This is a genomic window from Chryseobacterium sp. SNU WT5 (genome assembly GCF_007362475.1).
Classification (GTDB): Bacteria; Bacteroidota; Bacteroidia; order Flavobacteriales; family Weeksellaceae; genus Kaistella.
In genome coordinates this window covers 875,598-888,912 of sequence record NZ_CP041687.1, presented here as the reverse complement: position 1 = coordinate 888,912, position 13,315 = coordinate 875,598, and the positions used below count along the sequence as shown (strand labels likewise).

The window sequence follows — 13,315 nt, the reverse complement described above, 5'->3', positions numbered from 1 at the left end:
AGTTTACGTGCCGCTTTATGCAATCAACAATTTCTTTGATGGGAGAAATGTTTGGGTGCTAAACTAACGGGGCATTTTTTGGTTAATAATAGAATAAAGAGGGAAGAAATAAAATTTCCAACATCTTGTCTCCCAAAATCTCGTTTTGAATTAACGTTTCGAGAATTGGAATTTCTTTCTTGCTTTTTTCTGACCTGGTTTCTTTCTTTCTACCATTCTTGCGTCTCTCGTAAGTAATCCGTGTGGCTTAAGAAGCAAACGGTTTTCTTCATTGATTTCGCACATAGCTCTAGAAATAGCTAGTCTAATAGCTTCAGCCTGACCAGTAATACCACCACCGAAAACATTCACAGTTACGTCATACTGACCTGCTGTTTCCGTTAACAAAAATGGTTGATTCACTTTGTAAACTAAAACGTCAGTTCCAAAGTATTCCTTAGAATCCTTTTTGTTTATCGTGACAACACCAGAACCTGGTCTCACGTAAACTCTTGCAACAGAAGTTTTTCTTCTTCCAATTTTATGAACTATTGACATATTAATTATTTGAATTCGTTAATATTGATTACTTTCGGCGTTTGAGCTTCATGTTTGTGCTCAGTTCCTTCATATAAATAAAGGTTCTTAAACAATACAGATCCTAATTTGTTTTTTGGAAGCATTCCTTTTACAGATTTTTCCAATACTTTCAAAGAATCTTTCTTTTGAAGTTCGAGCGCAGTCATCGACTTTTGACCACCTGGATAACCAGTATGCCAAATGTAAGTCTTGTCAGCCCACTTGTTTCCAGAAAGGGTAATTTTTCCAGCATTCAAAACGATTACATTGTCTCCGCAATCTGCGTGAGGTGTAAAATTCGTTTTGTGCTTACCTCTCAAAATCTTTGCAACCTTGGAAGCTAATCTTCCTAAAGGTTGTCCTTCAGCGTCTACCACAACCCATTCTTTATTTGCAGTAGCTTTGTTAGCTGAGACGGTTTTGTAACTTAATGTATTCACACTTTTTCGTTTACGATTAAACATAATTTTCCCCAAAACGGGTGTGCAAAGGTATGAATATTTTTTCTATCTGGAAATAAAATTAGAAAGTTTATTCGCTGTGGATTTTTTTAAAAGTAAAAATTGGAGTCTGTAGAACTACCGTAAATTTTTAAAATCCTTATTTACGAAGAGATTTTGTCTTTCTAAAACTTGCAAAAACATAGTAGGCAACGAAAACCATTGAGAATTTTATGATAGAAGGAATAGCTAACTCAAATCTAAATATTAAGTACCCAATTAATAGTAAAATTCCCATCGCCAAAAAAGAATATATTAATTTCTGAGGTAAAGAAAACTTTTCATCATCTAAGAAGTAAGCAGTTCCCCAAGCCAGTCCAAATGCAAAGCCATAATAAAGATCCAATTCCCAACCTTGACTTCCTAATAAGAAGTAATTCAACAGAAAGCTTATTGCAGTTCCTGCGACTAAATAAAGAATAGACTTTTGCATTTGAAATTAATTTGGGCAAAAATAGCCATTTTTAAAGTTTAATCAAATATTAATAAATGATTCGATCGTCCATGTCTTTTTTAATATAATTCAAATAAAAAGTTACTTTTGTTAAAAAAATTCAATGAAGGTTTTTCAATTTATTTTCTTAATTGCTTTATTTTCACTTACATCTTGTGACCAAATTTTAGACAATTATTGGGAAAGGAAAGCAGAAGAAAATTATGTTTCGCCGTACAAAGGAAGTTACATCGGAACTTATAGCGGTTCAGATCAAGGTGTCTTGCAAATTGACATTTCGTCCAAAGATTATGTAGAAGTAACAAGAACTTCTTCCAACAACAATTTTAAAGAAACATTTCAGGGCGGAATGTCCGGTTCTTCATTCAATAGTGTGCAGTCGCGTTCTTCTGGTTTCACCTTATTGGGTAATTTGATACCCAGCGCGGAAAAAACTTATGCCGGTACATGGAAAATGAGTGAAGGAAATTCTGGCACTTGGACTTTAAAGAAAAAATAAACTACTTATAATCCCTTTCCATAAACAGAAAGGGTTTTCTTTTCTCAAAATTTCAAAATTCCTTACCTTTGATGCCAATCGAAATTCAATTATGGAATCCCAAAAATATACACCCAAAAACAAAGTAAGAGTAGTAACTGCTGCTTCTTTGTTTGATGGACATGATGCTGCAATTAATATAATGAGAAGAATGATTCAGGCAACTGGTGCCGAAGTTATTCATCTTGGTCATGATAAATCTGCTGAAGAGGTGGTGGATTGTGCTATTCAAGAAGATGCAAATGCAATTGCTTTAACGTCTTATCAGGGCGGCCACAACGAATATTTTAAATACATCTATGATCTCTTACGCAAAAAAGGAGCGCCCCAAATCAAGATCTTTGGTGGCGGTGGCGGCGTAATCTTACCCGAAGAAATCCGAGAATTAATGGAGTACGGAATCGATCGAATTTACTCACCAGATGACGGACGGGAATTAGGTTTACAGGGAATGATCAACGATCTTGTTCAACGATCTGACTTCGCAACAGGCGAACATATCCAAGTTTCAGATTTAGATAAAATAAAATTTGAAGATTCTAAATCTATTGCAGAAGTTATTTCAGCTGTTGAGAATTTCTCGAATGAGAAACCGGAATTGGTAAAAGCAATCGATGAAAAAGCGAAAAACTCGCCAATTCCAATTATTGGAATTACAGGAACGGGTGGAGCCGGGAAATCTTCTTTGACAGATGAGTTGGTTCGTCGTTTTTTACGTTCAAATCCTACTCAGAAAATTGCAATAGTTTCTGTAGATCCTTCCAAAAAGAAAACTGGTGGAGCTTTATTAGGAGATAGAATCAGAATGAACTCCATTAATGACGCTCGAGTTTATATGCGGTCGATGGCGACAAGAGAAAATAATGTTTCTGTTTCAAAATTCATTCATTCTACTTTAGATATTCTAAAATTGGCAAAACCGGACGTCATTATTTTGGAAACTTCCGGAATTGGACAATCAGGTTCTGAAATTACAGATATCGCAGATGTCTCAATGTATGTAATGACCCCAGAGTATGGTGCTTCCACACAATTGGAAAAAATTGACATGCTGGATTATGCCGACTTGATTGCATTAAATAAATCAGATAAGCGAGGTGCTTTGGATGCATTGCAAGCGGTACGTAAAACTTACCAAAGAAATCAGGTTGCCTTTGACAAAAAGTTGGAAGAAATGCCGGTGTTTTCTACAAAAGCCAGTCAGTTCAATGATTATGGAACCACAGAACTGTACAACGCTTTAATTAATAAGGTTAATGAAACCCTGCAAAAATCACAAGGTGAAAATGCAGTTCATTTTAATGAATTTATAGAACAAAACGTTTCTGATGATACTACGGTGATTCCACCAAAAAGAGTTCGCTACCTTTCTGAAATTGTAGAAAGTAATCATCAGTACGATAAGGAAGTAGATGCTCAGGCTGAAATCGGGCGAAAACTTTATATGCTGGATGGAACGAAGGCGATCATTAAAGATGACCAAGATACTTATGAAAAATTGGAGAAAGTATTTCTGAAAACCAGAAAAGAACTTTCCGAAGAAAACCTGGCTTTTCTACAAGGATGGAAACATTTTAAAGAAGAATTAGCAGGTGAATCTTTCTCTTATTTCGTTCGTGGAAAAGAAATTAAAGTAGAAACGAAATACGAATCTCTTTCCCATTTAAAAATTCCAAAAATTTCCTTACCAAAATTCCAGGACTGGGGTGATCTGCTTCGTTGGAAAGGTCAGGAAAATGTTCCAGGCCAGTTTCCATATACCGCTGGATTATTTCCTTTTAAAAGAACAGGTGAAGATCCAACCAGAATGTTTGCCGGAGAAGGTGGACCAGAAAGAACGAATCGTAGATTCCATTATGTTTCGGCAGATATGGATGCGAAACGTTTATCAACGGCATTTGACTCGGTGACTTTATACGGACAAGATCCTGCTTTACCGCCAGATATTTATGGTAAGATCGGAAATGCGGGTGTTTCCATCGCAACTTTAGATGATGCGAAAAAACTGTATTCTGGTTTCGATTTGGTGAATGCCATGACATCAGTTTCCATGACAATTAATGGTCCTGCTCCAATGTTGCTTGCCTTTTTCATGAATGCAGCCATTGATCAGAATGTTGAGAAATATCTGTCAGAAAATAATCTTTGGGAAGCTGTTGAAGCAAAATTAAAAGCAAAATTTGATGACAAAGGTTTAAAAAGACCTTCGTATGAAGGTGAACTTCCGAAAGGAAATAATGGTTTAGGTTTAAAATTGTTAGGAATTACCGGTGACGAAGTGATCGATGCTGAAATTTATAATAAAATTAAAGCGGAAACCATTGCAACTGTTCGTGGAACTGTTCAAGCAGATATTTTAAAAGAAGATCAGGCACAGAATACCTGTATTTTCTCCACTGAATTTGCTCTGAGATTAATGGGTGACGTTCAACAGTATTTCATCGATCAAAAAGTAAGAAACTTTTATTCCGTTTCTATTTCTGGATATCACATTGCAGAAGCGGGTGCAAATCCCATTTCGCAATTGGCGTTTACCTTGGCAAATGGATTCACCTACGTAGAATACTACTTGAGCCGCGGAATGAATATCAATGATTTCGCACCGAATTTATCATTCTTCTTCTCTAACGGACTTGATCCAGAATACGCTGTAATTGGTAGAGTAGCAAGAAGAATTTGGGCAAAAGCGATGAAGCTGAAATACCAGGCAAATGAACGAAGTCAGATGTTAAAATACCACATTCAAACTTCTGGAAGATCTTTACACGCACAGGAAATTGACTTTAACGATATCAGAACCACATTACAAGCGTTGTATGCAATTTACGATAACTGTAACTCTTTGCATACTAATGCTTATGATGAAGCAATCACAACGCCGACTGAAGATTCTGTAAGACGTGCAATGGCAATTCAGTTGATCATTAATAAAGAATTAGGTTTAGCGAAAAATGAAAATCCATTACAAGGTTCATTTATTATTGAAGAATTAACGGATTTAGTAGAAGAAGCTGTTTACACGGAATTTGACCGAATCACCGAAAGAGGTGGCGTTCTTGGTGCAATGGAAACCATGTACCAACGTTCTAAAATTCAGGAAGAAAGTATGCATTACGAAATGCTGAAACATACTGGAGAATTTCCAATTATCGGCGTGAATACGTTCTTAGGAAAAGATGGTTCACCAACTGTTTTACCACGAGAAGTTATTCGGTCAACCGAAGAGGAAAAACAACTGCAGATTCAGAATTTAGAAAATTTCCAGCAATCTCACGCTGATAAAAGCGAACAGATATTACACGACTTGCAGATTTCTGCCATCAACCAGGAAAATCTATTTGAAAAGATGATGGAAGCGGTGAAGTATTGTTCACTTGGACAAATTACGAATGCTTTGTTTGAAGTAGGTGGAATGTACAGACGAAATATGTAAATCGTTTTTAAAAATTAGATGAATTCTGTATTAACTATATCTCATAATAGAACTTCTCAGGGGTTTTTAACTAAGACGTATCCACTACGAAGCAATTTTACAACAGTAAATATTGTAAGAAGAATAATTAGATCTTGGGCTGTTACATATAATGTGGTAAATGATATTAGTGAAATTACTTTACAATATAATGATAGTGACAAAATAACGTATGGAAGTATTGAAACTAAAAGCGGACTAGCTGGAAAGAAAATTTCATTTGAAGAACTGTTTGAGCGTGGTGGGAAAATTTTTTCGTAATTTTATTAATTATATCTTTTGATTAATAAACCGTGCCAAGACTTTAGATCTTAGCACGGTTTTTTTGATGTTAATTTTCGTTAAATCATATAATTGCATCCTGATTCTTAAAATCATTTTTTACCTTTAGCTTCTAATTTTTAAATATAATATTATGGAAAACACTCAATGTACTTGCAATTGTGAAGGTTGCAAAACCGGAGATTGTAAAAAATGTACGTGTACTAACTGCACCTGTAAAGGTTGCACGTGTAATAAGTAAATTACCAATCAATAACTGAAACCATCAAGACCTACAAGACTTGGTGGTTTTTTTAGAAACTCTTTCTATAAAAATTAAAAAAATAAATTAAATGAATATTACATTATCACAAGCTGAAAAATTAATTTCAGCAGCTAAAGAGAAAGCAAAGTCAATCGACTGTAAAATGAACATCGCAATCGTTGATGGAGGGGCTAATTTAGTGGCCTTCGCAAGGATGGATGGCGCCTGGCTAGGATCTTTAGATATTTCTATTAAAAAAGCCAAAACAGCTAGGTTCTTCGATATGAATTCTGGAGAGATCGGAAATCTTTCTCAACCTGGTGGATCTCTCTATAATATAGAACACTCTAATGGTGGACTGATTACTTTCCCAGGAGGTGTTTTGGTGAAAAATGCAGAAGGTGAAATAATTGGTGCTATTGGAGTAAGTGGAAGCTCAGTTGAAAATGATCATGCTGTTGCAGAAGCGGGTGCCATCGCTCTCTAAGTTATTAAAAATATTTAATTTAGAATCTCTCAATTTTTTGGGAGATTTTTTTGCTTTAAAAAATGATTGCCGTCTAAGTCCAGTCATTTCATTTTCATTTTTTATATTTGAAAAATGAGGAAGCTTATGAATTTTAAATCTATTTTATTTTTAGCTGTTGTACTTTTAATATGTTCTTGCAAATCTGAAACAGAAACCCTGGCAGAGAAAACGCATGCTCGAAATATTTTAGTTGACAGTGTCATTACTCAATTTCAAAAAAAAATATTAGCACAGCAAATTGATTCTGTGTTTTCAAAATATAATTTTAATGGTTCTGTAGCAATCTTTAGAGGTGAAAATGTCTTGTATGAACAACAAAATGGATTTGAAGATTTCAATCAAAAGAAAAAAATAGATCATAGTTCTGTTTTTGCCATCGCATCTATTAGCAAGCAGTTTACTGCGGTTTTGGTATTGTTGCAAGAGGAAAAGGGTAAGCTCAATACGGATGATAAAGTTTCAAAATATTTGCCTGAATTTCAAACAGTACAGTTTCAAAATATTAGTATTAAAGAACTTTTGAATCATACTTCAGGCATAAGCGATTTTGGCAATGGATTATTATCGGTACCAGGGAAAGAATTTCATTATTCAAACAAGGGATTTAGGTTTTTAGGGAAAATCATTGAGAAAGTATCCGGCAAATCGTATGATGAAAATATTAAAGAATTATTTATAAAAATTGGTATGGAATATTCGTCTACAGCAAATGTTTTCACGGGACGTAATTTCGCTGCTGCTTTTATTGGGAATAATAATAATTTTCAAAAAGTAGAGAATATGCCAAAGCGCCTTGCAGATGAATCCATAAGTGTTCCGGCAGGTGGGATCTTGTCAACAGTTAATGATTTGCATCTTTGGAATACCGCGCTTTATGGAGGTGAAATTTTAAACCCTGAGTCCTTAAAGAAATTGGTAGAAAAAAGCTCAGAACGTGATCATCAGATTATTGGGAAAATGGATTATGGATTTGGTATTATGATGAATGTGGGGAAACCGCTCGCGTATTTTCATACTGGTTATGTTAAAGGTGCTCCTTCGCTATTAATTTATTATCCTGAAAGCCAAACTTCAGTAGTAATTCTGTCCAATATTGCAAATGAGGTAAAAGGCAAGAAAGCGATTTTCAATCCCCATAAAGAAATCAGGCAAATTACAGATGCAATTCAAAATACGGTGATCGATTTACGGAAGGAAATGATTAATCCTGTAATTATAAAATAATAGCTGAATATTTTGAAAAAAATCAAATCCGAGGTAGAAACGCTTCGGATTTATGCAGCAAGAGGTGTTATAAATTAATTTCTAATTTCGTGAAAACCTTGATATTACTAAATATGATAAAAAATTGTTTATAGAAATGATTTTATATTTTTAATTATTGATTTAGATTATTGATAAAGCAAATTATTAGCAAATCACTTAAATTAGTTAATAATTATTTAATAATATTTTTTTTTATTTTGGTTTAAAAATTCCTATATTTATCCATTCAAAACACAAAATTGAAGAAATTTGCAAAACGCTGAATTTCATTTTTTTTTATGTGGTAATAAATACATAATTTTATGCCAAACATAACACAAATGTAATTAATGGAGAAAAGATCTACTGGAGTAATTCGATTTTCTGTCGCTGACAATGACTTTTACTTTAAACAGTTTTTATTGAAAATGTTGCTGGAAAACCCTTTTTACAGGGTTGTTAATGATTGCAATAACGGACATGAACTGATTAACAGGCTCTACTGGAAACAGGAAGACGTTTTTCTCATCAATTTATATATGCCGATCTTAAGTGGTTTAGAAGCCATAAAATTTATTCGACAATCAAATCCCAATACACCAATCATAACTTATTCCGGCACTTATCAAAGTGATATGGACGAGATTCTTTCTGAGATACCCAATACATATTATTGTCAAAAGAACAGCATTGTGATAAAGGATGTTCTTAAAAACAGTGTTTTGTCTGATAGTGTGGATTTTGAAGATTATAAGAAAGAATGGTCTCAACAGATGCAGGAAGTTGAAAATTACTTGGATCGACAGAGAAATAGCCAGCAAGATCTAACTGTAATCGAGATCCAAATTATTAAACTCTGCTATGAGGGATTCAGTAATAAGGATGTAGGAGAAAGAATGAATTTAAGCGCACGAACCGTAGATACTTATGTCAAAAGACTTACCCAAAAGTTGGGTTTGAAAAGCAAGTTGGACTTGGTTCGTTTTTGTGTAGAAAGTGGGATTTACAATACTAGTATTTAAAGAATTAGCGTATGGTGACTTCAGGACAGGAAAAATTAAATAAGAAAGCGGTAAATAAAGGGATTTGGGGATTCGTGATCTCTTTCGTCTTGCTCACGGGAATAACATTTCTTGCAGTTTTTATGTTTTTTAAAAGCAGTGAGTTTCAACAAAAAGAAGTTGATAAAGAAGTGAGTAACTATAGAATGCTTCAGAGTAAAAATAATCTGTTGCAGGATAGAATGGAAACAATATACTCCAATATGTCAAGGTTGGCTTCTGATCAGGTTCAGAATGAAATTTTTTTAAGAGATAAAATTATCGAAGACATCCGCGATTGTAAGAATATTATGGGGGAAGACAGCATCAAAGAATTTAAACAGTATGCAACCCTGATCAAAAATATGAGTGAAATGATCATCCTTAAAAATGATCTGATTTCTGTGGCCGCAGACGAGCAGGTTGCAAGTCGAAATTTATTGGAATGTCAGGACCGGCTTATCACGGCCAACGAAAATCTCATTAACAGTACACCTACACCTAGAAGACGTCCTGTGGCTGGCCGTCGTAATCGATAAAAATATGCAGTTGAAAATTACTTTATCTCAAAAGGAAAAAAGATACTATTTCATTTATTTAATGGCAATGCTGCTAATGGGTGTTGTATTTTTAGGAATTATTTTTCTACATAAAATGAATTCGCCCTTTGTTGATTCCGATAGTATTGAAATAAAAACTTTAAAGCAAAAATCAATTTTCGCGGATCGGCAGAAATCGATTCAACCGAAAGTTGATAGTACTTTTATAAAGTTGAAGAGGTTGTCCAGTGAAAAACCGCAACCAGTGGAAGAAAATGAATTACGCTATGATATTAATGATATCAACGATGCTTTTTCAGATATCGTTATTACGGACTCCCGAAAAAACAACTACAATCTTATCGCCAAGTTCTACAAGATGTATTACGATGATAAAAAAATCATTGTTAAACGGAATGAAAATGTCAAAAAATTTACAAAAGATTTTGAAGAATGTACCATTGGAATGAAGATCAAACAACAGCAGATCAGCGAGCGTAGAAACGCACAGATAATGAGCTCAAAAAATTAGAACACAAATATTCGAAGAAAATGAATTACTTTCAGAAAAACAAAAAGAACATAATTATCGCGGTAGTTTCTACCCTGCTGGTAGCCTCTTTGATTGCAATTTGGCTCCAAAGAAAATCCGTGAATCCTGATGATATTGCTGCAGTAGCATTTCCTGCAAACTTAGCAGTTGGTGATTCTATGAAATTTGAAGATAAAACAAATAATGCAGTAACAAAAAAATGGGACTTTGGTGACGGCAAAACTTCAGAAAAAAATAAAGGAGTTCATTTTTATTCCAAACCAGGATTTTACGAAGTGAAACTTACGATTGATAATAAATACACCAAAACCTTTCCTATTTTGGTTTCTAATAGAATCATAGAACAACCTCTTTTTAATGAGAATACGGCAACTATTGATGGACCGATGCAGGCCATGCAACTTGAAAATGTGATCTTTAGAGCGGTTTCTTCTACGGCAAAATCTTTTCACTGGAAGTTTGGCGAAACAGGACAAATTGACTCAAGGGATAAGATGGCTTTCTATTCTTATAAGAAACCTGGAAACTATCTGGTAACCCTTATTACAGACGATGCAGAGCCTATTACCCAGCAAATCAGAGTAATGCCGGCTTATAATCCGATTGAAATCGTAGAACCTGCCATCTCAGCTCCAGAACCTGATGTGGAAAGTGATATTGATGACGATTTGAAAAAGGTAATTCAGCAAATTGCCAATGGTAATAATTTCAATTCTAATTACAATTATTTGTTGAGGTCTTATATGTGTAATAATGATAATGTAGCCGTAACCGTAAATGGGCAGAAAGTGAAAAATTTCTACTATTACTGTACAGGTTTACAATTTGATAAAAATAACATCGTGCAGGAGGTAAAGGCAACTTTTGACAACCGCCAAAGCTGTATCATAAAACTGGAAATCACACAAAGTAAATAGACTTCTACACGCTTAAACACTAATTATGAAAAATACTATTTCTACCATATCTTTATTAGGAGCAGGTTTTATTCTTACGGCTTGTGCAGTAAGAGTACCTTCTGTGAAAACACCGAAGCCAGAATACTATGGCAACATCGAACAAACGATGGTGATCAATGGTTTTCCTAGAAATGCAGCTCCTTGGGTAGTCTATTCCGACAGAGAAAAAAATAATGTATTCTTAAAAAAAGAGAAGAACGAATCGCCTAAAGAAATTAAATTCTTAGAACCACTATTGGTTCTGGACCATAATAAATCCAGAAAATTAGTAAAAGTAGCAGAGTATAATCCTGATGCTTTATTAAAAAAGATTCCTGCAAAGTCAGTTAAGTCTTATGGTTGGATCTCAGAAGATAATTTATTGCTTTGGAGCAATGCTCTAAGTGAAAGAACTTCTGGGTTTACCATGAAAGCTGCTGTAGCTCCGAGTAATGTAGATGTTTTAAGAAATGCGGGAGCTTATTTGAAAAATGATTCTGCGATTGTTTATTCTTCTCCCAATTTTTCAGAACCAATCAAGAAAAAAATCGCTGTAGGACAACTGGTTTATGTTTATAAAAAATCAGCAGATGAAAAAGGATATTTAATAGGACAGAAACCTAAAATTGATTTAGACAGTATTGGTGATAATATTTATGGTTGGGTGAGCTCTAATATGATCTCAAGTTGGGGCGAAAGATCGGCTATCAAACTTGATAGTAATTTTGACTACAGCACGACACCAAGAACTGGGATTTTTAATACCGTACCACAAAGCACGAAAGATAATCCTACTATTCCTTTGTCCGAAGCAGTAAACAGAAGTGTTATTGAAAATATTTATCCAACCTCTGTAGCTTTAAATAAAAATTCTACCAGATATTTCATGAATGCTTTTGATTACAGTCAAAACTATATTTTTAATGTAATTGGGGAGAAGCTTCCGTTCAACCGTTATAAACAAATATCAAGAAGAGCTAAAAAGTTAAATATAGTTTTTGCACTGGATGTAAGTGCGGATAACAGAGCTTATACTCCAATAGCAAAGTCCATTATTCAGGATATCCAACTTAAAATTAGTAAACTGTCTTACTACAGAAGTGTGAAATACAGTGTGGTTTTATTTAAAAATAATCCTTGCGGAACTAATGTTATTGCTTCCATGTTGTCTAGCGATGCAAGTGGAATATTTAATTATATCGATGAGAAAACCGCTGAAATGAAGTGTGAAAGAGGAGGTGGGCAACCTGTGAATGATGCTTTAGCAACTGCTGGAGATTTGCTAAACACCGTTCCGGATGAAACCAATCTTATTGTTCTTATTGGTTCTACTGCTGCATCGAATAGTGCAGCATCGAGTACCGTACGTTTGCTTTCGAGCGCTAAGGCCAAATTGATTTCGTATCAAACTGAATCTGGAGCTTCTGACGTTTATAATAATTTTGTTCTTTTATCAGAAAATATTGTGACGTCCACCTCACAGAATATTTCCGAGTTAAACAAAGAAAAAGTAGCTGATCAAAGCTTTATCAGAAATAAAAATAACTTTAATCTTGTGGAGGGAGACGAAGGTGTTTATTCATTGGATTATCCTGCAAAGAGTATGACTCAGGGATTTGTCATTTATCCCAAAAGAAGAGAGGCGAATAATAATTCGTTTTTAATGAAAGCATTAGATACCTTGTTAATGCAGGTAACGGATGAGAACATCTTCACCAACAAATCACTAACCTCTTATTTTAAATCAGAGATAGGATCCAATAAAACTATTTTAGATGGTCGGTATAGTTTTAAATTTCAGAATGCACCTAATCCGATACCAGTGCCCGTTTCTTCGGAATTAATTACCTACGACTTTCCGATGGTAGCTTCTGGATATATTCCTGCAGAATTAAGAAAGTCTGCGCCAGGTGTACAAAAAGGAATTCTGATTTCGGAACCAGAATATGAGAATCTTAGAAAAATGTATACCGAGATCTATAAAGAGACACAGCCAGATAATATCAATTTCAGCCAGAGCACTGCAATTTCTAAATTTGTGAAAATTATTAGAAAGTACAATCCGGCGATTTCAGATTTGTCAAGCAGTACTTTATACGGTAAACCAATGAACTTTGCCGTAGCGTTAAGTACGGGACTTGATATTTCAGATGAAACGATTATGTCTGAACTTACGTTACGTGACTGGAAGAATAGAAAGTTAATCAGTAATGAGGTTGTCCAGCAATATTTCAAAAATTATAAGCAGTTAGCAGATCGACTTCTTGAAAATAAGAATAATCCAAAGATTAAAATTAATCAAAATGGAACTGTGTTCTATTGGTTAAATGAGTATTTCATGCCTACCGTGCTGGATGCAGCAGTATTATAAAAATGAAAAGTAATACTATAATTTCTTGACTTTTGTTTGGCCAAATAACTAA

Annotated in this window: 13 protein-coding genes; 10 read left to right on the top strand and 3 right to left on the bottom strand. The window is 34.4% G+C overall.

Annotated features, from left to right (window positions below):
- Nucleotides 1-150: 150 nt before the first annotated feature.
- The 3 genes from rpsI to FNJ88_RS04175 form a co-directional block, all read right to left on the bottom strand.
- Nucleotides 151-537: a 30S ribosomal protein S9 gene (gene rpsI, locus FNJ88_RS04185; protein WP_143851895.1), complete on the bottom strand. Its 387-nt coding sequence runs from the start codon at nt 535-537 to the stop codon at nt 151-153.
- A 5-nt stretch (nt 538-542) separates the two neighbouring features.
- Nucleotides 543-998: a 50S ribosomal protein L13 gene (gene rplM, locus FNJ88_RS04180; protein ID WP_143851893.1), complete on the bottom strand. Its 456-nt coding sequence runs from the start codon at nt 996-998 to the stop codon at nt 543-545.
- A gap of 160 nt (nt 999-1,158) precedes the next feature.
- The gene (locus tag FNJ88_RS04175; protein ID WP_143851891.1) at nt 1,159-1,491 is read right to left on the bottom strand and encodes a hypothetical protein; all 333 of its coding nucleotides are present in this window, start codon (nt 1,489-1,491) and stop codon (nt 1,159-1,161) included.
- A gap of 124 nt (nt 1,492-1,615) precedes the next feature.
- On the opposite strand from FNJ88_RS04175, the gene FNJ88_RS04170 reads away from it, so the two are divergent.
- The 10 genes from FNJ88_RS04170 to tssR all read left to right on the top strand — a co-directional run bounded on the left by FNJ88_RS04170 (nt 1,616) and on the right by tssR (nt 13,263).
- Entirely contained in the window at nt 1,616-2,011 is a 396-nt protein-coding gene (locus FNJ88_RS04170) for a hypothetical protein (RefSeq protein WP_143851890.1), read from the top strand.
- A gap of 91 nt (nt 2,012-2,102) precedes the next feature.
- Nucleotides 2,103-5,483, top strand: a complete 3,381-nt coding sequence (locus FNJ88_RS04165) for a methylmalonyl-CoA mutase family protein (protein WP_143851888.1) — start codon at nt 2,103-2,105, stop codon at nt 5,481-5,483.
- A gap of 18 nt (nt 5,484-5,501) precedes the next feature.
- Complete coding sequence (locus FNJ88_RS04160; protein ID WP_143851886.1) at nt 5,502-5,783, top strand: hypothetical protein; 282 nt, start codon at nt 5,502-5,504, stop codon at nt 5,781-5,783.
- Nucleotides 5,784-6,136: 353 nt separating this feature from the next.
- A complete protein-coding gene (locus FNJ88_RS04155) occupies nt 6,137-6,535 on the top strand; it encodes a GlcG/HbpS family heme-binding protein (protein ID WP_143851885.1) in 399 nt (132 codons plus the stop codon).
- 126 nt (nt 6,536-6,661) lie between these two features.
- Nucleotides 6,662-7,801 (top strand): serine hydrolase domain-containing protein, encoded by a 1,140-nt coding sequence (locus tag FNJ88_RS04150; RefSeq protein ID WP_143851884.1) that lies wholly within the window; start codon nt 6,662-6,664, stop codon nt 7,799-7,801.
- A 371-nt stretch (nt 7,802-8,172) separates the two neighbouring features.
- A complete protein-coding gene (locus FNJ88_RS04145) occupies nt 8,173-8,844 on the top strand; it encodes a response regulator transcription factor (protein ID WP_143851883.1) in 672 nt (223 codons plus the stop codon).
- Between the two features lie 11 nt (nt 8,845-8,855).
- Nucleotides 8,856-9,401, top strand: coding sequence for a type VI secretion system TssO (gene tssO, locus FNJ88_RS04140; protein ID WP_143851882.1), 546 nt, complete (start codon nt 8,856-8,858; stop codon nt 9,399-9,401).
- 4 nt (nt 9,402-9,405) lie between these two features.
- Nucleotides 9,406-9,933: a type VI secretion system TssO gene (tssO, locus tag FNJ88_RS04135; protein WP_143851881.1), complete on the top strand. Its 528-nt coding sequence runs from the start codon at nt 9,406-9,408 to the stop codon at nt 9,931-9,933.
- Between the two features lie 20 nt (nt 9,934-9,953).
- Complete coding sequence (locus FNJ88_RS04130) at nt 9,954-10,871, top strand: PKD domain-containing protein (RefSeq protein ID WP_143851880.1); 918 nt, start codon at nt 9,954-9,956, stop codon at nt 10,869-10,871.
- Between the two features lie 25 nt (nt 10,872-10,896).
- Nucleotides 10,897-13,263: a VWA domain-containing protein gene (tssR, locus tag FNJ88_RS04125; protein ID WP_143851879.1), complete on the top strand. Its 2,367-nt coding sequence runs from the start codon at nt 10,897-10,899 to the stop codon at nt 13,261-13,263.
- The last annotated feature ends 52 nt before the right edge of the window (nt 13,264-13,315 follow it).